Consider the following 21,848-nt stretch of genomic DNA (forward strand, 5'->3'; position numbering starts at 1 on the left):
ACTAAACGAATGTTGGATGCCGCTACTGGGCCGGCGGCGGCGGGGCCCCGCCTGTCCACTGCCGGTTCTGAAGTTTATAAGCAGCTAACTCCCGATTCGACCACAGGGTTTGGTAAATGCGCTGGTCGTGCAGCAGCTGCGGGTCGCGGGCCATGAATTCGAGGAGCTGCAACACCAAGTCGCGGGCCTCGTCCTTGAGGAAGTAGAACATCCAGTTGTCGAGGCGGCGCACGCTCACCAGGCCGGCATTTTTGAGGTAGGCCAGCTGGCGCGAGGTTTTGGTCTGGGTGAAATCGAGCACTTGCTCGAGGTCGGCCACCACCATTTCCTGGTTCCGCCATAGCAGGTGCAGGATGCGCACACGGCTTTCGTCGCCGAAGGCTTTAAAGATTTGCTGGCCGAACGCAACCGTGAAATGTTTCAAGCGCATCTAGTGTCTGGAAGCCGGCATCTGCCGTAGGTTTCCTGTTATCCTAAGGTACGGCCCCGGCGGCCTTAGGCATTGTATCTTTGCTTACTAGCCCGCCCACCCATGTCCTCTACCAGCCGCCCCCGGGGTTTCTCCTTTCCGCTCGCCGCCGTGCTGGCGGTGTTCCTGCTGCTGCTGGCCGCGCCCGGGGCCCAGGCCCAGGGCAAGCGCAAGGTAATTCAGTTTACCGGCATTGTGGCCAGCGGCGACAGCCTGCTCGGCGTGCCCGGGGCCACGGTGTACGTGCCCAAGGCCGGCCGCGGCACGGCCACCAACATCTACGGTTACTTTTCGATGGCCGTGCTGGCCGGCGACAGCATCGTGATTCGCTCGCTGGGCTACGCCAACGAGGTAGTCAAAATCCCGGCCGATTACCAGCGGGCGAGCTACTCGGTGGTTGTGTCGATGCGCGAAGACGCCACGGTGCTGCCCGAAGTGCGGGTGTTCCCCTACGCCACCGAGCGCGAGTTCAAGGCCGCGTTTCTGGCCATGGCCATCCCGAGCGAGAGCCGCACGCCGGGGGCCGATGCCCTCAATGAGCAGACCATGCGCCGCATTTTCAACACGCTGCCCATGAGCCCGTCGGCAGCTTTCCGCCAAACCATGGGCTTGCAGCAGCAGAACTACCAGGCGCGCATGGGCCTGGGCCAGTCGCTGCAGGCCAACAACCCGCTCACCAACCCCTTCAGTTGGCTTCAGTTCATCAAGCAGGTGAAAAGCGGCGAGTTCAAGAAGAAGGAAGGCGTTGATTATTAACGGCCACCGCGGGGGAATCAGGGCCAATTACTAAGCTGAGCAGCAACCCCCGGGCGGCTTTAGGGGTTACAGGAAGGATTTGCAATTGCTTATTCCTAAACCGTAGCCATGGATACTAATCTTCCGTTTTCCGACAAGCCGCGGGTCGTTATTGTAGGCTGCGGCTTTGGGGGCCTCCAACTGGCCAAGGACTTGGCCAACGCGCCGGTGCAGGTGGTGGTGGTCGACCGCAACAACTACCACAACTTCCAGCCCCTATTGTACCAAGTGGCCACGGGGGCCCTGGAAGCCGACAGCATTGCCTACCCGGTACGCAAAATTTTCTCGGGCCAGCGCAATTTCTTCTTCCGCTTGGCCGACGTCACGGGCGTCGAATCGACTACCAACACGCTGCACACCAGCGTAGGTGAAATCCGCTATGACTATTTGGTGCTGGCCACCGGCTCGCTCACCAATTTCTTCGGTATTGAGAGCATCGAGCGCAACGCCATGCAGATCAAGAGCATCCCGAACGCCCTGAACCTGCGCAGCTTCATTTTTCAGAATTTTGAGAAGGCTTTGCTCACCGCCGATCCAGTCGAGCGCCAGGCCCTGATGAACATCGTGGTGGTGGGCGGGGGCCCCACGGGCGTCGAAATCAGCGGCTCGCTGGCTGAGATGCGCAAGCACGTGCTGCCCAAAGACTACCCCGAGCTGGACCTGGGCCAGATGCAGATTTTCCTCGTCGAGGCGGGGCCGGCGCTGCTGGGGCCCATGTCGCCGGCGTCGCAGGCCGACGCCAGCCGCTACCTCGACGAGCTGGGCGTACAAGTGCGGCTTGGCACGTCGGTGAAGCGGTTTGAGGACAGCAAGGCGTATTATTCCGACACCGAGTTTATCCCGACCGAGAACCTGATTTGGGCAGCCGGCGTGAACGGCGCAGCCCTGCCCGGCCTGCCCGACGCCGTGGTGACCCGCAATAAGCGCGTGACCGTGAATCCGTGGAACCAGGTGGAAGGCCTGGCCAACGTGTTCGCCATTGGCGACGTGGCCAACCTCGTCACCGCCGACATGCCCAAGGGCCTGCCCATGCTGGCCCCCGTGGCCCAGCAGCAAGCCTCGCTGCTGGCCAAAAACCTGGTGCGCCTCACCAAAGGCGAAGCGCCCCAGCCCTTTGAGTACACCAACAAAGGCGTGATGGCCATTGTGAGCCGCAACAAAGCGGTAGTGGATTTGCCTAAGGGCGTCCATTTCAACGGTATTTTTGGCTGGGCCACCTGGCTCTTTGTTCACTTGATGACGCTGGTGGGCTTCCGCAACAAAGTCGTGGCCTTCGTGGACTGGGCATTCAGCTACTTCAGCTCCGATCAGGCCCTGCGCCTCATCATCCGTCCCTTCAAGCGCCGCGACATGCGCGACGACCAGGGCAAGCGGACTGCCGAGCACCTCACCGCCACGGCCGACTACAACCCAGGGCCCCCCGCCATTCAAGAGGCGTAGAGCGAAACCACAGTGCATAGAAAAGGCCGTCGCGCTGCAATAGCGTGACGGCCTTTTTTGCGTTTGCAAGCTGGCTTTTCAGGCCCCCGCCACCACTACTTGCATGGCGTCGGGCGAGAGGTATTCCTGGGCCAGGCGCTGGAGGGTGGGGGCGTCGGTGGCTTCGATTTGCTGCACGAACTGGGTGTAGTAATCGGCAGGCAGGTGCATCAGCACGATGTTGCGGTACTTATCGGCCTGTTCGAACACCGTGGATAGGTCGTTGGCGAACTTGCCGAGGGTGTAGTTTTTCACCGTTTCCAGCTCGTCGGCCGGAACCAGTTCCTCCTGCAAGCGGCGCAGCTCGTGCTGGATTTCGGACACGGCCAGCGGGGCGCTGTCGCCCTTCACGTCGGTGCCGATGACGAGGGACGTGGCCTGCTCGCGGCTGGTAACGCCGGCCGAAATGCCGTAGGTCAGGCCCTTGTCTTCGCGGATGTTGCGCATTAGGCGCGAGCCGAAGTAGCCGCCCAGTACCTTCACCAGCAGGTTCAGCTGGTGGGTTTCGGGGTGGCGCGGGTTGGGCCAGGGCCGCCCAATGCGCAGCGAGGCCTGCAAGCTGCCGGGCACCACCACGTGGTCGGGCCCGGGCCGGAACGCCGCCGGGGCCCCGGGCAGGGCCAGCGCGGGGGCCCCGGCGGGGCCCTGGCCCAGCACGTCGGCCACCAGCTGGCGGTGCTCCGCCACGTCGCCGCTCAGGAAGATTTCTGCCCCGCCCAGCGGGTAGGCCGCCCGGTGGAAGGCCTGCGCATCGGCGCTGCTGAGGGCCAGAAAAGCCTCTTCGTCAAACAGCTGGCCGTAGGGGTGGGCGGGGCCAAACAAGTTTTCGTTGAAGCGCTCGGAGGCGCGGTAGCTGGCCTTGCGGCGCTCCACCTGCACGTTTTGCACGGTGCGGGTTTTCAGCTGGGCCAACTCCTGCTCCGGAAAGGTGGGCTGGGTGAGCACCTCGTGCACCAGCGGCAGCAGCGTGGGCAGGTGCCGCGTGAGGCAATACAGCGTGAGCATAGCGCGGTCGGGGCCCGACTCGCAGTCGAGCGACGCGCCGAAGAAGGCGACTTCGTCGGCAATCTGGCGGGCGGTGCGGGTGGCCGTGCCTTCGAGCAACATCCGGGCCGTGAGCAGGGCCAGGCTGGGCTTGGGCTCGGTGATTTTGCCGGCGGGCAGCACTACTTGCAGGCGTACCACGGGCTGGGCCGCGTTGGCCAGCACGTGCAGGCGGGCGGCGTTGGGCAAGGGCATTACCTCCGCCGTGGGCAGGGCCACGCGGGCCAGGGGCTGCAAAGGGGGGGCAACGGTACGGTCGAGCATATCGGGAGGAAGAAAGAGATAGATGGGTATTCGTGTAGTTGTCGGTTATTCGTTGTCAGTTGTTAGGGCCCCAGCTTGGCGGTACACCCTGGGGCCCTAACAACTGACAACGAATAACCGACAACTAAAAAGGGAAGCGCCAAAAAACCGCGGCCGGGTGGGCGGGCTTTTTGGCGCTTCCCTTATCTGCGCGAAAACGCGAAAAAAACGGGGTTAGTTGCTTGGCGTGCCGCTGGTGCCGCCCGAGTCGCCGTCGAAGGCTTCGGCCAGCTTGTTGAAGTTGAAGTGCAGCGACACGCGAATGGTTTGGGCGAGCGGGTTGGCCTGCGAGTTGGGCACGAGGTAGGCCCCGTCGATGCCGAACACCTGGTAGCGCACGCCCAGGCCGAAGCTGGCGTACTGGCGGTTGCCTTTGTCGGGGTTCTCGTAGAAGTAGCCGGCGCGGGCGTACAGCAAGTCGTTGTAGCTGTATTCCAGGCCCCCCGAGAGGTTGATTTCCTGCAATTCTTCCTTGAAGCCGCCCGGCGCGTCGGAGAACGAGCCCAGCGCGGCGCTGATGATAGACTTCTGGGTGCGGGCGCTGTTTTCGGCCGCAATGCGGTTCCGGATGGCGGGGTCGTTGTTGGGGTTGGCTTCGTAGTAAGGCGAAGGCACCAGCAGCTTGCTCACATCGACGGCCAGCGTGATTTTATTGTACTGGTCGATCTGGCGGGTGATGGCCGTGCCCAGCTTCAGGGTGGTGGGCAGGAAGCTGGCGTTGATTGGGTCGGTATAAGTCAGCTTATTGCCGATGTTGCTGATGGTGGCCCCAAACGCGAGGTTGTAGAGGCCCGTGCCGATGCTCGCGTCTTTGTTGTAATAGGCCCCCACGTCCACGGCCACAGCGTTGCCGGGGCGGGCGTCGGGGATGCTGCCGCCGGTGAGGTTGGAGCGGATGTAGCGGGCCGATACGCCCAGGCCGAAGTTTTCGCTCAGCTTCTGGCCGTACGACACGGTGAGGGCGTACTCCTTGGGGTTAAAGGTGGCGCCCTCAATGTTGTTGGCGTCGCGGTACTGAATCTGGCCCAGGTCGAAGTACAGCAGCGAGGCCGAGAGGGCCGAGCGCTGGCCCACCTTGGCGTAGCCCGAGAGGTACGACAGGCCCATGTCGTCGGTGATGCTGCGCAGCCACGGCGTATACGACGGCGACACCGAGTATTTGTACGGCACGAAGCCCAGCTTGCCCGGGTTGTAAAACGCCGCGTTGGCATCGGGCGAGAGGGCCACCCCGGCCTCGCCCAGCGCCGCCGAGCGCGAGTCGGGGCTGAGGGTGAGGATGGGCACGGCCGTGGTGATGGTTTTTTGGTAGTTCTGGGCCTGGGCCGCGGTGGCACCGCCTAGTAAGGCCGCGAGCAGCGCCAGGCGCTGGGAAGTAACAAGAGTAGGGAGTTGCATAGAGCGAATAAGATGGGCCACTAAATCGGCCACAAAGAAAACGTTTTAAATTGGATTAATTGAGGATGACCAATTTTTCAAACTTAGAAGCGGTGGCTTGGTCGCGCTGGGCCCGCACGCTCACCCGGTACACGTACACGCCGCGGGCCAGCTGGTCGTTGAACTCGTCGCGCCCGTCCCAGCTGATGCTTTTCTGGTGCGGCTCGCTGTTGACGACGGTGGCCGTGAGGGTGCGCACGAGCTTGCCCGCCACGGTAAAGATTTGCACCTGCACGTCGAGGTCGTCGCCCTCACGGTTCTGGTCAAAGTGAAACGTAGTAGCACTGGCAAACGGATTGGGGTAGTTGAGCACGTGCGACAACGCCAGCTGCTCGGTGCGGGCCACCACAAACTCGATTTCGCGCTCCGTGGAGTTGTTGTAGGTATCCCAGGCCTTTAGTTTCAGGGTGTGGGGCCCCACCGCCAAGTCTTTATATAAATACTTCACCTGCCCCGAGCGGAAGTCATCGACCTTGCCCACGTAGGCGTCGTTGAGCACGGTGAGGCCGGCGGCGTTGCCGTCGAGCACAGCCGTAATCTCGTGCCCGATGCCCGCGCCAGTGGTGTTGATGCCCGAGTTGTCGCTCAGGTTGGCCAGCAGCGTGGTGGTCTGCCCGGTGAGGCCCCCAAAGGCGAACGTTTCGCTGTCCATGAACAGGGCCACGGCGGGCGGCACCGTGTCGCGGGCCGTGCCGGTGGCCGCGCCGCCCACTGGGGCCCCCAGGCGGCCGGCGGCGTCAGCGCCCTGGCCGCCGTTGGCGCCGGGGCTGGAGGCATAGAGACTCACCTTGCCAGGGCCCACGTTGTAGCTGATGTCCTTCGGCACCACAAAGCGCAGGCTGAACTGGCCGTTGGTGACGGTGGCCTGGCCGCTGTAAATCACGCTTTCCTGCACCTGGATGGGCTTTGGACCGTCGGCGGGGTTGCTCGCGGCCTTGTTGCCCAGCGTCAGCACCGTGCTCGGCTTGTCGTACACCGTCACCTGGGCCGTGCCGTTGAAGCCCGCGTTTATGGCCCCGGCGTTCAGCACGCGGCCGTGCAGGCGCACGGGGCTCAGGGCCTGGAGGGTGGGCGTGGGGGCCCCGCCGCCCACGTACTGCTTGTTGAGGCTGTCTACTTGCACCGTCTGGCGCGGGTAGGCCAGCGTCATGCTGGGGTCGCCGAGCAGGGTGTAGTTGCGGTTGTTGAGCACGCCGGCCTGGCCGGGGCCCGGGTAGGCGTTTTTGGCCAGCATGGTCACGGTGCCCATGGTGGGCATTTTGCCGCTGGGCAAAGGCTGAAACACGTTGTTGTAGAAGGCCGAATTGAGGCCGTAGTTCTGGCCGGCCTCCACCACGCGGGTGGTGGTGAAGAGGCCGATGGCGCCGCCGCCGTTCGGGTTGTCGGTGAGTACCTGCTCGCCAGCCGATGTGAAATCGGGGTTGTCGTAGGTGCTCAGGTCGCAGGTACCGGTCACCATAAAGGCCAGCTTGGCATTGTTTTGCAAAGCCAAAGCCGTGGCGTTGGTAAAAATCTGGGCGTCGGACAAGCCCGTGGGGCCCCCGTGGCCGAGGTAGTTGATCAGCAGCGAGCCGCCCTCAAACGACTCGTCCACCGCTTTGTTCATCTCGGGCGAGCGTAGGCCGGCGGCCCCCGCCACCTGCGGGTACAGGTCGAGGTACAACTTGTGCACGTTGTAGGCGGGGTAATTGGCCTGGATGCCAGCGGCCAACGGCTCCGAGCCGCCGCCCACAAATAGGTCGCCGTTGCCATCATCGGCCCACAGCGACAGGCGGTTGCGCCACTTGCCGAAGCTGGCCGGGGCGTCGTAGGCAATGAGCTTGTCCACCATCAGGCGGGCGTTGTCGGCGTTGGCGGGCTGGCCTTTGGGGGCCCGCACCGGCAGGCGGCCCACCCCCACGTCCTGCACCTCGGTGCCGGTGGGATTCTCCGGCCACTCGCCCTCGTTGTCGTCGAGCAGGGCGTAATAGTCTTCGGATGAATAGGTTACCGTGCTGCCGTAAAAGGCCGTCAGTGACTCGCGCGACTCGTAGGTGGGCACGTAGTTCTGGTTGGCGCGGTCGAAGTCGGCGTCGGAGCGGAACGGGGCCCGGCTGGCCCACCAGGTGGGTTCCTGGCTTTTGTCGTTGTAGGGGCTCGATTTGTAGTCGAACGAGGCATCGCCGAACAGCAGCAGGTACTGGAGCTTGCCCGCGGGGGCCCTATCGTACACCTGCTTCATGAAGTCGCGGATGGCCGTGGCGTCCTGTCCGCCCGAGCCGAACTCGTTGTACACTTCCTTGGTCGTGGCCACGGCCACCTTCAGGCCGTCGTGGGCGCGGCGGTGGTCGGCCAGCCGGTTAGCCTGCGCCCGGAAGGCTGGGTAGGTCACAATCACCAAATCGTAGCTGCCGTCGAGGGCGTGCAAATCCTGATTGGGTACTTTGCCAAAAGCCCGCGGCTTGGCAAACGCGCCGTCGGGCTGGAAAGCCACGTACTCGCGCAGCGTATCAGTAGTGGCCGCGAAGGTGCCAGCTGCGTCCACGGCCTGCGCCACGGCGCGGCGCGGGTTGGTCACGTCCCACACGGCGGTGGCGGCGCTGGTGCCGGCCAGCGCAAAGCGCGTCACGGCCCCGGGCCCCACGCTGGCTAACGACCGAAATTCCAGCGCCGGTCCGCTGAGCGTGAGGCGGCGCTGGGCGTTGATTTCCAGGTAATCAAGGTAGCCCACGCCCGTGCCCGACTGGCTGTTGAACGTGAGGCCCACGCTGAGCGCGGCGGCTGGCGCAGCGGGCAGCACCACGGGCAGCGTGGGTGTGGCCACGTTGGCTACCGCGTAGTAGGCCTGGCCGTTCACGGGGTTTACGGCCACGGTGCCCACGTTGGCGCCGTTCAGCGTGGCCCGGAACTGGCTGCCGCTGATGTCGGTAGCCGCTAGGGCCAGCGTCAGCTGGGCTGTGGAGCCGGGTACGAGGTCGGGCAGACTGGCCGGCAGCTCAATGGTGCGCGTCAGCACCGATTGCGGCGAGAAGCTTTCGCCCAGCCACTGCCGGCCCGAGTGCAGCAGGTTCACTAGGTCGTGCTCGTAAAATGCCCGCTCGTCGAACGTGCTGACGGTGCGGGTGGCCGCCGCGCCCGGGGCCCCCGCCGTGGCCACCCGCTGCGGGGCCCGGGCGGTGGCCTGGGTGGTCAGGAAGTAGTAGGCCGTGTCGCAGTAGAAGTTGTTGCGGTGCCGGAACCGGCCGTTTTCGGCGTACCAGGTGTGGGGCCCCGGCGCGTAAAACAGCAGGTATTCGTCGGCGTCGAATGCGTTGTCGGCGTTGCCCACGAAGCGCACCGCGTTTTCCACCAGGTCGTCGGGCCGGTACGCCAGGTTGGCCTGGGGCAGCAGGCCCGCCGCGTTGCCGTAGAGGCGCAGGGCCTTGGGGTCGGTGGTGGCGGGGTTGAAGCCCAGTGTTTTCAGCGTGGCCTGGTCGATTTTGTAGATGCCGTTGGCCGGCACGCCCAGCTTGTACCACTCGCCGGCGGCCAGCACCGAGTGGGCGGCGTGGGCCCGGGCCGTGCTGCCGCTGCCGCCGCGCGCGGCGCTGGGTTCAGCCAGCGAGTAGCTGAAATCGAACGACACCAGCCGCTCGGGCTGGCCGGACTGGGGGTTGCGGCGGGCGGGGCGCAGGCTGAGGCGCGTGACGGGCAGCTTGGCCTCGGTGCCCGCGCTGAGCTGCACCTCCGGCGCGGCTGGCAGCTTGGCCGCGTCCAGTAGCTTGGCGTCGGCCGCCGAAAATGCCTCGTACACCGGGTTCAGCAGCTCTCCCTGGCGCACGTCGCCGGCCAGCCGCTGGCTAAAAATTCCGATTTGCTCGTCAAACGCCGCGTAGGCCCCCGCGAAGGTGGGCACCCGCTGCGTCGCCCGGCCGGTGCGGCTGGGCACCTCGGCGTAGCCGCCCCAGCGCAGCACCACGTGGGTCGTGGCGGGGCCCTGCGCCCGCGCCGCCGTCCATCCTAATCCCACGAGCAGCAGCAAGAGAAAAAATCGCGGCATAGAGTAACGGCTAAGGGGCCGGGCGGTTCCGGGGTGCGGCTCCAACACGGGCGGCTGGTGCGGGGTTCGGCCCGGGGCCGGGGCCCTAACTGAAAGAGGCTGTTTTTATTGTGGCGCGGCGGCCGGCCCTCACATGCGCCGGGGCCCCACCACCGACAGCCCCACGTAGAGCAGCACCACCAGCGGCACGGCGGCCGCGTGCAGCCACAGCGTGAGGCCCGCCGCCAGCGCCAAAAACAAGTACCGCTGCCGGTTGCCCACCAGCCCGAAGCTCTTGAACTTCAAGGCAAACAGCGGCAGCTCGGCCACCAGCAGGCCCGAGAGTAGCACCGTGAGGGCCAGCAAGGCCCAGGGGTTCAGAATCAAGTTATTAATAGCCGTAGGGGCCCCGGCATTGGCCGCCAAAATAAGTGGGAGCGAGGCCACCACCAGCGTGCAAGCCGGGGTGGGCAGCCCGATGAAGGAGTTGGTCTGCCGGGTGTCGTTGTTGAACTTGGCCAGCCGCAGGGCCGAGAAGATGGTGACGATGAACGCCGCGTAGGGCAGGTAAACCAGGGCCCCCGGGGCAAGGGTCGTTCTGAACAATTGAAACAGCATGGCCCCCGGCACCACCCCAAACGACACCATGTCGGCCAGCGAATCCAGGTCTTTGCCGATGGGGGAGGACACACGCAGGGCCCGCGCCACCAGCCCGTCCAGGAAATCGGCCACCGCGGCCAGGCCCACGAAGTAGGCCCCCACCACGAGGTTGGGGCCGGACGGGGCGAAAATAAACGTCAGCGCCACGCAGCCGCACAGCAGGTTCAGGCAGGTGAGGGCGTTGGGGATGTGCTTTTTCAAAGGGAAACGACGCGTTGTATATAATGCTCAGCAGGGACGGCCTGGGGCCCCAATGTTTTCTACACTAAGTACGGGTTGCCGCGCCGCTCGGCGCCGATGGTGGTGCTGGGGCCGTGGCCGGGGTGCACCACCGTGGCGTCGGGCAGCGTGAGCAGCTCGGTGTCGATGCTGCGCAGCAGGGTCTTGAGGTTGCCGCCGGGCAGGTCGGTGCGGCCAATGCTGCTTTGAAACAGCACGTCGCCGCCCACCACCTGGCCGCTGGGCGCGTGGTAAAACACCACGTGGCCCGGCGCGTGGCCCGGCGTGAAGCGCACCTCCAGCTCGGTTTCGCCGAAGCGCACGGGCTCGCCCGCCGTTAGGGCCCCGGTGGGCTCGGCGGCTTGGTAGGCACCGAAGCCGTAGGGCCCCGCGTAGCTGGCCACGGCGGCCAGCGTGGGCCGGTCGAGGTCGTGCACGAGCAGGGGCGTGCCGGGCCAGGTGCGCAGCACGTAGGCGCAGCCCAGCACGTGGTCGATGTGGGCGTGGGTGAGCAGCACGGCGGCCACCGTTAGCTGGTTGTCGTCGATGTACTGCTTTAGTTCGGCCTGCTCGGCCACGGTGTAGCAGCCGGGGTCCACGATGACGCAGGCTCGGGTAGCCTCGTCGGTAAGGACGTAGGTGTTTTCGGAAAAGCCGTTGAAGGTGAAAGTCTTGAGAAGCATGGCAAACGCGAGGAAGAAAAAAGGGCCGCTTGGCCGCCGCCCGGGGCCCGGCCGCAACGGCCCGGCAAAGTACGGCAGCGCTTCGGCGTTTGCCCCCGCCGGCCGTACCTTGCTGCTATGACGGACTGCGACTTTTTGGTGGTGGGCCACGGCCTGGCGGGCGCCACCTTGGCCGACGAGCTGCTGCGCCGCGGCCACCGCGTGCTGGTGTACGACGCCGGCCGGCCCGATTCGGCCTCGCGCGTGGCCGCCGGCCTCGTCAACCCCGTGGCCGGCCGGCGCTTCGCCCTGGCCTGGCGCGCCGACGAGCTGATTCCCTACGCCACGGATTATTACAGGGCCCTGGAGGCCCGGCTGGGGCAGGCGTTCTACACGGCCGCACCCATCTTTAAGGTGTTCGGCTCGGAAGAGGAGCAGGCCGCCCTGGTGGCCCGCAGCGCCAAGCAGCCTTGGGGTGATTTTGTGGCCGAAATCCTCACCCACGACCCGGGCCTGCCCGGCGTGCTGGCTCCCCACGGCGGGGCCTGGCTGCGCCACGGCGGCTACCTGGCCGTGGCCGAGCTACTGGCCGCGCTGGCCGCCGCGGGCGAAGCCGCCGGCTGGCTGCGGCGCGAAACTTTTGACTGGGCCCGGCTCGTTAGCGCCCCGGCCGGCGCGGGGCCGGCTTTTGTTTACAACGGTGCCGTAGCGGCGCGCCACGTGGTGTGCTGCGAAGGAGCCGAAGCCGTCAATAATCCGTACTTTAACTGGCTGCCCCTCACCCCCAACCAAGGCGAGGTGCTGGACGTGGAATGCGCGGGCCTGGGGCCCCAGCAGGTGCTCAACCGGGGCGCCTACGTGGTGCCGCTGGGGGCGGGGCGCTTCCGCGTGGGGGCCACCTACCGCTGGCCGCCGTTTGCCGAGGGCCCCACGGCCGACGGCCGCGCCGAGCTGGAAACCCGCCTGGGGGCCCTCACCGATGCGCCGTTTGCCGTGGTGGGGCAGCGGGCGGGGGTGCGGCCTGCCGTGCGCGACCGCAAGCCGCTGCTGGGGCCCCACCCCGCGGTGCCGGGCCTCAGCTTCTGCGGGGGCTACGGCTCGAAGGGCGTGGTGCTGGCCCCGCGGCTGGCGGCGCTGATGGCCGACTGGCTGGCGGGCCAGGCCGACCTTTGGCCCGAAGTGAGCCTGGCCCGCTACGGGGCCCTGTGGCCGGCACCCGCGCTGGCCCCGGAATTTTAGCTTCTACGGCGGACTATTTTCCGCCTTTGTTCGTTCGCTGACTATGACAAACATTACTTTGGTGAGGAAGGCGGTGCGGGGCGCGTGCGCACTGCTGTTTTTGTTGGCCGCAGGGGCCCCGGCGCGCGCCCAAACGGCGCAGGAGCAATTCGGGCGGGTGCGGATTCAGTACCGCGACTTCCACTGGCAGCAGTACGCCACCCAGAACTTCACGGTGATGTTTTACGACGGCAACGAAGCCGCCGCCCGCCGCGCCGTGGACTACGCCGAGAAGGAGCTCCAGCGCGTCACGGCCCTCATCGGGTACTACCCCTATGCCAAAACCACCATCATGCTCTACAACTCGGTGGGCGACCTGCGGCAGAGCAACGTGGGCCTCGACCCCAACCCCGAGACCGTGGCCGGCGGCGATGCGCCCCTGGCCCGCATGAGCAAGGTGCAAATCGCCTTCACCGGCCTGCAAACCGACTTTAAGCGCGAAATCAGCTTCCAGCTCACGCAGGTGCTGCTCAACGACATGATGTACGGCGGCTCGCTGCGCGAAGTGCTGCAAAGCAGCTACTTGCTGCAACTGCCCGACTGGTTCATCAGCGGGGCCGCGGCCTATGCTGCCGAGGGCTGGAGCGTGGACATGGACGGCTACATGCGCGACATGACGCGGCTCTACCCCAGCGGCAACCGCACGGCCCCGTTCTTCATCCGCGACCCGCGCCTCTCGGGCCACAGCATCTGGAACTACATTGCCGAGCGCTACGGCTACACCAGCCTCCAGAACATCCTGAACCTGACCCGCATCACGCGCGACGCGGAGGTGGGCATCAGCTCGTCGCTGAACGTGCCGTATAAAGTGTTCATGCGCGATTGGCTGGCCTACTATAGGGCCCTGAACGCGCAGCCGGCCACCGCTGCCCTGGCCCTGCCCGACGCCAAGTTTCAGATTGGCGGGCGCAACCGCCGGGCCACCATCTATTCGCAGCCGGTGTTCAGCCCCAACGGCCAGCAGCTGGCCTACGCCGTGAACGAGCTGGGCCGCTACCGCGTGGTGGTGGCCCGCCGCGACGGCAGCCACCGCAACACCGTGGCCCGCGGCGGCTACAAAACCCCCGACCAGCAAGTAGAAAACCGCCTGCCCGTGCTGGCCTGGCGCGGCAATACCCAGGTGGCCGTGGCCGAAATGGCCCAGGGCACCATGACGCTGCACCTGCGCGACGCCACCGGCAACAACATGCTCGACCGCCTGCGCACGCTGGTGACGTTCCGGCGGCCGGCCTCGGTGTTCAGCGCCTACGACCAGGTGCTGAGCATGAACTATTCGGCCGATGGCAAAGCCTTGGTGTTCAGTGCTGTGCGCGGCGGTCAGAACGACTTGTACGTGCTACGGGCCGGCAGCCGCCAGGCCGAGCAGCTCACCAACGACTTGTTCGACGACGCGCAGCCGGTGTTCATGCCCGACGGCAAGAGCATCGCCTTCAGCTCGAACCGCTACCTCGATTCGCTGGGCCAGTCGCGGCCGGCCACGTTCCCCAACGTGGTGAACAACTTCGACCTGTTCCTCTACCACCTCGACGGGCGCACCCGGCCGGTGGAAATCCTGGCCAGCACCATTTCCAACGAAACCCGCCCCCGGGCCCTGTCCGACGACCAGATTCTGTACCTGGGCGAAGAGAGCGGCGTGCGCGGCCTCTACCGCTACACGCTCTCGACCAAGCAGCGCGACCGGCTGACGAGCTTCCTGCCCAACATCAACGACTTCGACTACAGCCCCACCACCACTGCCCTGGCCATGGTGGCCCCCGCGCAGGCCCGCGACGTGCTCTACGCCTATCCCACGTTTGAGCTGCCCGCGGCCCTGCCCGCCACCAAAACCGCCCGCCAGAAAACCCTCGAAGACCGCTCGGCGGCTCCCGTGGCCGGGGCCCCCAAGGCCGCCCGCCCCGCCACCGCCGCCGCGGCCGATACCGCTGGGGCCCCCGGCCCGCGCCGCGCCCGCCGCAAGGGCAGCGAAACGGTAAATACCGACAACTACGTGTTTGAGGAAGACGAGCCGGTGCGGCCCGTGGCCCGCCCGGCCGCCCGCCGCCCCGTGAACAAGGTGCTGCCCGAAGTGCCCCAAGTGACGGGGCCCTACCGCTACGACACGCGGTTCATGGCCGACAACATCACAACCTCGCTAAAGTGGGACCCGCTGCTGGGCATCGGCCTGCAGTTCCGGGCCCACCTGAACGACTTGCTGGAAAACCAGCGCATCGACGCTGGCCTGTTTGGGCTCTTCGACCTGCGCACCAGTAATATCAACGCCTCCTACACCAACCTTACCCACCGCGTCGACTGGACGATTGCCTACCAGAAGCAAGCGTATTTCTTTGACTTGCAAGACGGTAGCCGCTTCCGCTACGGGCGGCACGAGGCGGCCATCACGTTTGCCTACCCGCTCACCCACAACTTGAGCCTGCGCGCCGGGCCGCGTTACGAAAACCTCAACCGCACCCTGTCCAACAGCTTCTCCAATGCCCTGGACAACAACCAGAACTATGCGGGCTACAAGGCCGAGCTGGTGTTTGATAACTCCATTGCCACCGGCGTGAACATGCTGCGCGGCACCCGCATGAAGGTGGCCGTGCAGCAGCTGCGGGGCATCAACAACGCGGCCCTCAACTTCGGCAAGCTCACCGTGGACCTGCGCCATTACCAGAAGGTGCACCGCTCCATCATTTGGGCCAACCGGGCCAGCTACGGGCAGTTCTTCGGGCCCAACACCCAGTACTTCCGCCTGGGCGGCATGGACAACTGGTTCTTCCCAAACTACAAGGACGACCGGGTGCTGTTCCAGCCCAACGTGGCGGTGCCCGACCCCAGCCAAATCTTCAACCAGCAGTTTGTGACCAACCTGCGGGGCTTCGACTACAGCACCCGCATTGGCTCGCGCTACTTGTTGCTGAACAGTGAGTTGCGCGTACCCATTGTGCAGTACCTGTCGCGGCGGCCCATCTATTCAGCCTTCCTGCGCAACCTCCAGTTCACGGGCTTCGTGGACGCGGGCACGGCCTACTCGGGCGGCAACCCCCTCACGGTGGACAACTCCAACAACACCGTGCCCTTCGGCGGCAACGGCAACCCGTTCTCGGGCACCGTCACCAACTTCAGCAACCCGCTGCTGGTGGGCTACGGGGTGGGCGTGCGCACCACGCTCTTCGGCTTCTACGGCAAGGGCGACGTGGCCTGGGGCCGCGAAAACTACACCACCAATCCGCCTAAGTTCTACCTAACGCTGGGCTACGACTTCTAGGGCACCGCCCGCTACCGAACAATTTGGCCAAAGGGCCCCACCAATTCTTCGGTGGGGCCCTTTCTGTTAGCGGCACTGCGCTACCCGGGTCCCCGGGCGGCACCCTGGCGTTGGGGCAAATTTCTGCACCCCCGCGCCCGGCGGGGGGCGTATCTTTGCGGCCCGAAACCAACCCGCCGCCCGTGCCGCTGCTCCGCGAAATTTCTACCCTGCTCGCCAAAGACTTCCGCCTGGAGTGGCGGCAGCGGGCGGCGCTGGGCGGGCTGCTGCTGTACGTGGGCAGCACGGTGTTCGTGTGCTTTCTCAGCTTTAGCCTGCGCGGTGGGCAGCCCCCGGCCCCGGCCTGGAACGCCCTGTTTTGGGTGATTTTGCTGTTTGCCGCCATCAACGCCGTGGCCAAGGGCTTCATGCAGGAGAGCCCCGGCCAGCGCCTGTACTACTACACGCTGGTGGGGCCCCAGGCCATTATCCTGGCCAAAATGCTCTACAATGCCCTGCTGCTACTGGGCGTGGGGCTGCTGGCGCTGTTCCTCTACACCATCTTTCTGGGCAACCCGATTCAGGACCTGGCCTTGTTCGTGGCCAACTTAGTGCTGGGGGCCCTGGGCTTTGCCACCACCCTCACGTTGGTTTCGGGCATTGCGGCCAAGGCGGGCGGCAACGGCGCCACGCTGATGGCCGTGCTCGGCTTCCCGGTAATGATTCCGATGCTTTTGTTGTTGATCAAAGTCAGCAAGAATGCGCTCGATGGCCTCGACCGCGGCCTGAGCCAGCAGGCCATTATCACGCTGCTGGCCCTGAACGTGATTGTGGTAGCAGTGTCGTACTTGTTGTTTCCGTTTTTGTGGCGTGGTTAAAACCAGTGGGTTATGAGCAAAGCAGTCTTAGGAATTATCATCTCCCTGGTCAGCGTCGTCGTGATGGCGGGCGGCGTGTGGGGCGGGCAGCGGCTGATTGAGTCGCGGGGCCCCTCGGTGTGGAAGTGGCTGGCGGTGGTACTCATCGTAGGCTCGGCCATTGCCGGGCTGCTCATTCCGGTGCCGCGCCTGCCCATCGTGAACGAGAGCGTGCGCAACCTGTTTTTCCACGTGCCCATGTGGTTCGGGATGATCATGGTGATGTTTGTGTCCATTGTGTATTCCATTCAGTACCTGCGGCATCCGTCGGCTCGGCTCGATATTCTGGCCCACGAGGCGGCCAAAACCGGCATTTTGCTGGGCGTGCTGGGCGTGGCCACCGGCAGCCTGTGGGCCCGCTATACCTGGGGTGCTTGGTGGACGCCCGACCCGCGCCTGAACGCCGCCGCCGTGGCCCTGCTCATTTACGGGGCCTATTTGGTGCTGCGCGGCTCCTTTAGCGACGACCAGCAGCGGGCGCGCGTGTCGGCCATCTACAATATTTTTGCGTTTGCGGCCGCCATTCCGCTGCTGTTCATCCTGCCCCGCATTTCGGGCAACAGCCTGCACCCGGGCCAGACCGGCAACCCCGGCTTCAACAAATACGACCTTGACAGCACCATGCGGCCGGTGTTCTACGCCGCCGTTATCGGCTGGATTTTGTTTTCCTTTTGGCTTACCCAGGTCAGCAGCCGCCTCACGCTGCTCCAACACCAACACGATGACCAATAAGTTTTTGCGCTACTTCGCGGCCGTTTGCGGCGCGTGCCAACTGGTGCTGGGCACCGCCGCCCACGCCTGGGCCCAGGCCCCCGGGGCCCCCGACGTGCCGGCCATGGCCGACGACCTGCGGGCCAGCGGCAAAATTTACGTGGTGGTGGCCGCCGTGGTCGTCATCATCGCCGGCCTGCTCGTCTACCTCATCGCCCTCGACCGCAAGGTGGGCCGCCTGGAAAAGCGGGCCGCCGACGGCGGATTTAATAACTAAGGGCGAAATTTTTAGGGCCCCTCGCGCGTTGCGGAGCGGTGTTTCGTTTGTTTTAGTGGTGGCTGCTGGGCTGCCCGTTTTACGCATCAAATTCGTTAGTACCTGCGGTTTATGAAGAAGACCCATATTTTCATCATTGCCATCATCGCCGTTGCGGCGGGCATCATCCTCAGCACCACCGCCGACGCCAGCGTGTACGTGCTCTTCGGCGAGGCCCGCCAGCGCGCGGCCGAGGGCAACGCCACCAAGGTGCACGTGGTGGGCCGCCTGCCCCGCGACGGCCAGAACCGCCCCGTGGGCTTGCAATACGACCCGATGGTGGACCCCAACTACTTCGCCTTCACGCTGATGGACTCGACGCACGTATCGCAGCGCGTGGTGTACAATAACCCCAAGCCGCAGGATTTTGAAACCTCGGAGCAGGTCGTTATCACCGGGGCCATGCACAACGGCACCTTCATGGCCGACAACATCCTGCTGAAGTGCCCCAGCAAGTACGTGAAGAAGGACTTGAAAGGCACCGAAGTAGCGAGTAAGTAGCCCTTGCGCGCCCGCTCCAATAGCAATGGCCGCCCCGCCCGCCGCAGCCCCTGGCCGCGGGGAGTGGGGCGGCTGATTTTTTGGGGCTTGGTGCTGGCCGGCTGGGGCCCCCAGGCCCGCGCGCAGGTGGCCAACGACAACATCGAAAACCGCCGCCGGCTGGCGCTGAATGAGACCGTAACGTCGAGCACTGTGGGCTGCACCGTGCAGCGCGGCTGCGTGGACGAGCGCCTCACCGGCCAGTGCATCCAGTACCACAACGACCAGTGGTTTGAGTTTACGCCGCCCGCCACGGGGCCCTATTTTGTGAACGTGGGCGGGCAGCGGTGCCGCGACGTGCGCGGCGTGCAGCTAGTGGTGCTCACCGGCCAGCCCTGCCAGCCTGCTACCTACCGCGTGCTCAGCTGCACCTCGCTGGGCACCCAGGACGACGTATTTGTGGCCGTGGACCTGCAAGCGGGCCGGCCGTACTTACTCGACGTGGACGGGTACTTGCAGGATTTCTGCACGTTCACGCTGCAAGTGAGCGGCCGGGCGGTGGGTGTGCCCGCGGTGCCGCCGCTGCCCGCGCCCGCCGGCGCCCTGCCCGTTACCAGCCGCGTGGTGCAAGTGGCTTGGGCGCTGCCCGATTCGCTGGCCGGGGCCCCCAGCTGCCGGGTGCTGCGCCGCGAGCAGCACGCCTTCCGCAGCACCGAGCGGCGCCGGGTGCCGGTGGCTCGCAACAGCTACGGAGGCCGCCCCGCCGCCTACGCCGTGGCCGACACGCTGCCCGGGCCAGGCCTGTACCTGTACCAAGTGGTGGCCGATGCGGCGCCTGATGGGGCCCCAGCGCCCACAGTGGTGAAGCAGTTCTGGGTGGCCTACAGCCAGTTGAATCCGCTGCTAGGGCCCCTTGCTGCGGAGCCCCACCTGGTGCTGCCGCTGCAAAACTATCCGCGCAAGGCTGAGCTGTCGGTGCTAATAACGGACCCGGTAAGCGGCCGAATTTTACTAAATAAACAGCTCGTTAACCAACTTAACGACCCCAGAATGGGTTGGGTAGCTACCGGCCCGTGGGCTGCGGCGGGCCTGCGCAAAGTAGCCGTAGCCATCACCTGCCACCCGGTGCGCGGCCGGTTTTTCACCGACCATTTGCTGCTGAACGTGCCGCCGCTGCCGGCCGCGCCGTAAATTTGTCCGATATTCTGATTCATATGAACTTACTCGTTGGAGATATTGGCCACCTGAGCGTCATCGTGGCGTTTGTGGCGGCCGTGGTGGCGGCCTACGCCTACTTCCAGGCGGCGCGGGGCCGGGCCCTGGGCGACGTGGACCCGAGCTGGCAGCGGCTGGGCCGGGGCGCGTTTTTCGTGCACGGCGCGGCGGTACTGGCTGTGGTAGGCTGCTTGTTCGACATCATCTACCACCACCGCTACGAGTACTACTACGCCTGGAGCCACAGCTCCAACCACTTGCCCCTCAAGTACATGATTTCGTGCTTTTGGGCCGGGCAGGAGGGAAGCTTCCTGCTCTGGATTTTCTGGCAGGTGGTGCTGGGCGGCTGCATCATGCTTTTCAATAAGAAGTGGGAAGCGCCGGTGCTGGCCGTGTTCAGCGCCGTGCAGGCCTTTCTGGTGAGCATGATTGTGGGCGTGGTGGCCGGGGGCCTCAAAATCGGTTCCTCGCCGTTCATGCTGTTGCGCGACTTCCTCACCGACCTGCCGGTGTGGAAGACCAACCCCAACTTCGTGCCCAAGGACGGCACCGGCCTCAACGCCCTGCTCCAGAACTACTGGATGGTGATTCACCCGCCCACGCTGTTCCTGGGCTTCGCCCTCACGCTGGTGCCGTTTGCCTTCGCCATTGCCGCGCTCTGGAAAAAGGAGCTGACGGCCTGGGTGAAACCGGCTATTCCGTGGAGCCTGGTGGGCGGCGGCGTACTGGGCGTGGGCGTGATGATGGGGGCCTACTGGGCTTATGAAACCCTGAACTTCGGCGGCTACTGGAACTGGGACCCGGTCGAAAATGCCGTGTACATTCCGTGGCTGGTGCTGGTGGCGGCCCTGCACGGGCTGGTGCTGTGGCAGCGCCGCCGCACGGGCCTGCGCACGGCCTACGCACTGGTTATCACCACGTTCATCTTGGTGCTCTACGCCACGTTCCTCACCCGGAGCGGCGTGCTGGGCAATGCCTCGGTGCACTCGTTTACCGACTTGGGCCTCTCGGGCCAACTGCTGATTTACCTGGGCTTCTTCACCGTGCTGGCCGTGGGCTTGCTGGTCTGGCGCTGGAAGGAAATCCCAGTGTCGCCCAAAGAGCTTTCGATGTACAGCCCCGAGCTGTGGGTATTCGTGGGCACCACGGTGCTGTGCCTGGGGGCCTTCCAGGTGCTGTTCACCACCAGCATCCCGGTGTACAATGCCTTCATGGGCTTTATCGGCATCAAAACCAACGTGGCCCTGCCCGTCGACCAAGTGGCCCACTACTCGAAGCTGCAGCTGTGGCTGGGCGTGGGCGTGGGCCTGCTCTCGGGCGTGGGCCAGGTGATGTGGTGGCAGCGCAACGACAAGGAAAGCCTACTCAACGCCCTCACGCCGTCGGTGCTGCTGGCCCTGCTGGGCACGGCCCTGGCGGTGCTGCTCATCCGCTACAACGGCCTCACCATCACGCCGGCCTACGTGACGCTGTTTCTGGCCGGGCTGTTTGGGGTGCTGGCTAACCTGGGCACACTCTACACGCTGGCGCGGCGCGGCATCAAGCTCTCGGGTGGGGCCCTGGCGCACCTGGGCGTCGCCCTGATTTTGCTGGGCGTGCTGGCCTCGTCGGGCTACTCCAGCATCATCTCGCGCAACGTATCGGGCCTGCTCTACTCGCGCGAGTTTTCGGAAGACATCAACCGCGACAACGTGCTGCTGTACCGCAACGAGGCCTCGCCCATGCACGGCTACCAGCTCACCTACGAGGGCCAGTATTTTGAGGTGCCCGGCGTGCCCGGCTACGTGAACAAGCAGATGCTGTTCCGCACCGACGACGAATACAAAACCCTGGCTCGCGCCGACATCAAGGTGGGCGACAAGCTGTACTACCACACCGGCGACACGGTGACCATCGTGCCGGAGAACACCTTCTACCGCGTCGATTACGCTAAAAAGGCCACCGGCGAGAAGTTCACGCTCTACCCCCGGGCCCAGATCAACGAGGAAATGGGCGGCATCCTGGCCTCGCCCGACATCAAGCACTTCTGGGGCCACGACATCTACACCCACATCGGTGGGGCCCCCGATACGCGCAAGGACAAGCAGTGGAGCGAGCCCAAGGAGCACACGCTGAGCGTGGGCGACACGATTTTCCTGAACGACTACTTCGCCGTGTTCCGCGCCATCGAGCCGGCCCACGAAACGGTGGGCCTGGGCTTGCAAAAGGGCGATTTGGCCCTGCAGGCCGACATGATTGTATCGGGTGAGCAGCGGCAGTACCACGCCCACCCCCTGTTTGTGGTGCGTAACCGCCTGGTGGGCCGCGTACCCGACGAAGTGGACGACCTCGGCATTCGCATCAGCCTCAACACCATCGACCCGCAAAAAGGCAAGTTCACCTTCGGCGTGAGCACGGCCCAAAAGGACTACATCATCCTGAAGGCGATGGAAAAACCCTTCATCAACCTGCTTTGGAGCGGCACCCTGCTCATGGCCATCGGTTTCGCCTTGAGCCTGCGCCAGCGCAACAGCAAGCGCAACGCCGACCCCGAAGCTGCGCCAGAAGCCGACGCCCAGCCCACCCCCCGCACCCGCTTGGCGCCGGTGGCTTAAAAAATTAAAAGTCAAAAGTGAAGAATTAAAAATGCATCGGAGGGCCCCT

The 21,848-nt window shown here is 65.1% G+C and carries 16 protein-coding genes; 10 read left to right on the forward strand and 6 right to left on the reverse strand.

The genetic code is table 11. The features are described from left to right. Positions 1-22: 22 nt before the first annotated feature. A complete protein-coding gene (locus EAH73_RS21020) occupies positions 23-430 on the reverse strand; it encodes an ArsR/SmtB family transcription factor (protein WP_140469404.1) in 408 nt (135 codons plus the stop codon). A gap of 102 nt (positions 431-532) precedes the next feature. Here EAH73_RS21020 and EAH73_RS21025 point away from each other — a divergent pair, with 102 nt between their 5' ends. Together EAH73_RS21025 and EAH73_RS21030 are read left to right on the forward strand one after the other, a co-directional pair. Beyond that, positions 533-1,225: a carboxypeptidase-like regulatory domain-containing protein gene (locus EAH73_RS21025; protein WP_140469405.1), complete on the forward strand. Its 693-nt coding sequence runs from the start codon at positions 533-535 to the stop codon at positions 1,223-1,225. A gap of 108 nt (positions 1,226-1,333) precedes the next feature. Beyond that, the gene (locus EAH73_RS21030; protein ID WP_140469406.1) at positions 1,334-2,704 is read left to right on the forward strand and encodes an NAD(P)/FAD-dependent oxidoreductase; all 1,371 of its coding nucleotides are present in this window, start codon (positions 1,334-1,336) and stop codon (positions 2,702-2,704) included. A gap of 78 nt (positions 2,705-2,782) precedes the next feature. On the opposite strand, the gene EAH73_RS21035 is transcribed toward EAH73_RS21030, so the two are convergent. The 5 genes from EAH73_RS21035 to EAH73_RS21055 all read right to left on the reverse strand — a co-directional run bounded on the left by EAH73_RS21035 (position 2,783) and on the right by EAH73_RS21055 (position 11,083). After that, a complete protein-coding gene (locus EAH73_RS21035; protein WP_140469407.1) occupies positions 2,783-4,051 on the reverse strand; it encodes a M16 family metallopeptidase in 1,269 nt (422 codons plus the stop codon). Between the two features lie 213 nt (positions 4,052-4,264). Then, the gene (gene porV / locus EAH73_RS21040) at positions 4,265-5,485 is read right to left on the reverse strand and encodes a type IX secretion system outer membrane channel protein PorV (RefSeq protein ID WP_140469408.1); all 1,221 of its coding nucleotides are present in this window, start codon (positions 5,483-5,485) and stop codon (positions 4,265-4,267) included. A gap of 55 nt (positions 5,486-5,540) precedes the next feature. After that, complete coding sequence (gene porU, locus EAH73_RS21045; protein ID WP_140469409.1) at positions 5,541-9,542, reverse strand: type IX secretion system sortase PorU; 4,002 nt, start codon at positions 9,540-9,542, stop codon at positions 5,541-5,543. Positions 9,543-9,671: 129 nt separating this feature from the next. Next, entirely contained in the window at positions 9,672-10,382 is a 711-nt protein-coding gene (locus tag EAH73_RS21050; protein WP_140469410.1) for a CDP-alcohol phosphatidyltransferase family protein, read from the reverse strand. A gap of 59 nt (positions 10,383-10,441) precedes the next feature. Further along, a complete protein-coding gene (locus tag EAH73_RS21055) occupies positions 10,442-11,083 on the reverse strand; it encodes an MBL fold metallo-hydrolase (protein ID WP_140469411.1) in 642 nt (213 codons plus the stop codon). Between the two features lie 117 nt (positions 11,084-11,200). On the opposite strand from EAH73_RS21055, the gene EAH73_RS21060 reads away from it, so the two are divergent. The 8 genes from EAH73_RS21060 to ccsA (EAH73_RS21095) all read left to right on the forward strand — a co-directional run bounded on the left by EAH73_RS21060 (position 11,201) and on the right by ccsA (EAH73_RS21095) (position 21,799). Next, on the forward strand, positions 11,201-12,301 hold the full coding sequence (locus tag EAH73_RS21060) for an NAD(P)/FAD-dependent oxidoreductase (protein WP_140469412.1): 1,101 nt from the start codon (positions 11,201-11,203) through the stop codon (positions 12,299-12,301). A 43-nt stretch (positions 12,302-12,344) separates the two neighbouring features. Beyond that, complete coding sequence (locus tag EAH73_RS21065) at positions 12,345-15,587, forward strand: PD40 domain-containing protein (protein WP_140469413.1); 3,243 nt, start codon at positions 12,345-12,347, stop codon at positions 15,585-15,587. A gap of 188 nt (positions 15,588-15,775) precedes the next feature. Next, on the forward strand, positions 15,776-16,444 hold the full coding sequence (locus EAH73_RS21070) for a heme exporter protein CcmB (RefSeq protein WP_140469444.1): 669 nt from the start codon (positions 15,776-15,778) through the stop codon (positions 16,442-16,444). A gap of 12 nt (positions 16,445-16,456) precedes the next feature. After that, positions 16,457-17,215, forward strand: a complete 759-nt coding sequence (ccsA, locus tag EAH73_RS21075) for a cytochrome c biogenesis protein CcsA (RefSeq protein WP_317129405.1) — start codon at positions 16,457-16,459, stop codon at positions 17,213-17,215. Beyond that, positions 17,205-17,471 carry a CcmD family protein gene (locus EAH73_RS21080; protein ID WP_240047360.1) on the forward strand — a complete coding sequence of 89 codons (267 nt, stop codon included), beginning with the start codon at positions 17,205-17,207 and terminating at the stop codon, positions 17,469-17,471. The genes ccsA (EAH73_RS21075) and EAH73_RS21080 overlap by 11 nt, the downstream gene beginning before the upstream one ends. Before the next feature lie 111 nt (positions 17,472-17,582). After that, a complete protein-coding gene (locus EAH73_RS21085; protein ID WP_140469414.1) occupies positions 17,583-18,011 on the forward strand; it encodes a cytochrome c maturation protein CcmE in 429 nt (142 codons plus the stop codon). Between the two features lie 3 nt (positions 18,012-18,014). After that, positions 18,015-19,181, forward strand: coding sequence for a hypothetical protein (locus tag EAH73_RS21090; RefSeq protein ID WP_161599630.1), 1,167 nt, complete (start codon positions 18,015-18,017; stop codon positions 19,179-19,181). Positions 19,182-19,204: 23 nt separating this feature from the next. Then, entirely contained in the window at positions 19,205-21,799 is a 2,595-nt protein-coding gene (gene ccsA, locus EAH73_RS21095) for a cytochrome c biogenesis protein CcsA (protein WP_140469416.1), read from the forward strand. Positions 21,800-21,848: the final 49 nt, after the last annotated feature.

The organism is Hymenobacter nivis (genome assembly GCF_006439025.1).
In the GTDB taxonomy this organism is placed as follows: domain Bacteria; phylum Bacteroidota; class Bacteroidia; order Cytophagales; family Hymenobacteraceae; genus Hymenobacter; species Hymenobacter nivis_A.

Bases quoted from the DNA above. Each gene is read 5' to 3' on its own strand.
- EAH73_RS21060 (WP_140469412.1), top strand. From the start codon at position 11,201: ATGACGGACTGCGACTTTTTGGTGGTGGGCCACGGCCTGGCGGGCGCC.
- EAH73_RS21035 (WP_140469407.1), bottom strand. From the start codon at position 4,051: ATGCTCGACCGTACCGTTGCCCCCCCTTTGCAGCCCCTGGCCCGCGTG.
- EAH73_RS21020 (WP_140469404.1), bottom strand. From the start codon at position 430: ATGCGCTTGAAACATTTCACGGTTGCGTTCGGCCAGCAAATCTTTAAA.
- EAH73_RS21080 (WP_240047360.1), top strand. From the start codon at position 17,205: ATGACCAATAAGTTTTTGCGCTACTTCGCGGCCGTTTGCGGCGCGTGC.
- EAH73_RS21030 (WP_140469406.1), top strand. From the start codon at position 1,334: ATGGATACTAATCTTCCGTTTTCCGACAAGCCGCGGGTCGTTATTGTA.
- EAH73_RS21055 (WP_140469411.1), bottom strand. From the start codon at position 11,083: ATGCTTCTCAAGACTTTCACCTTCAACGGCTTTTCCGAAAACACCTAC.
- porU (WP_140469409.1), bottom strand. From the start codon at position 9,542: ATGCCGCGATTTTTTCTCTTGCTGCTGCTCGTGGGATTAGGATGGACG.
- EAH73_RS21085 (WP_140469414.1), top strand. From the start codon at position 17,583: ATGAAGAAGACCCATATTTTCATCATTGCCATCATCGCCGTTGCGGCG.
- ccsA (WP_140469416.1), top strand. From the start codon at position 19,205: ATGAACTTACTCGTTGGAGATATTGGCCACCTGAGCGTCATCGTGGCG.
- ccsA (WP_317129405.1), top strand. From the start codon at position 16,457: ATGAGCAAAGCAGTCTTAGGAATTATCATCTCCCTGGTCAGCGTCGTC.
- EAH73_RS21065 (WP_140469413.1), top strand. From the start codon at position 12,345: ATGACAAACATTACTTTGGTGAGGAAGGCGGTGCGGGGCGCGTGCGCA.
- EAH73_RS21025 (WP_140469405.1), top strand. From the start codon at position 533: ATGTCCTCTACCAGCCGCCCCCGGGGTTTCTCCTTTCCGCTCGCCGCC.
- porV (WP_140469408.1), bottom strand. From the start codon at position 5,485: ATGCAACTCCCTACTCTTGTTACTTCCCAGCGCCTGGCGCTGCTCGCG.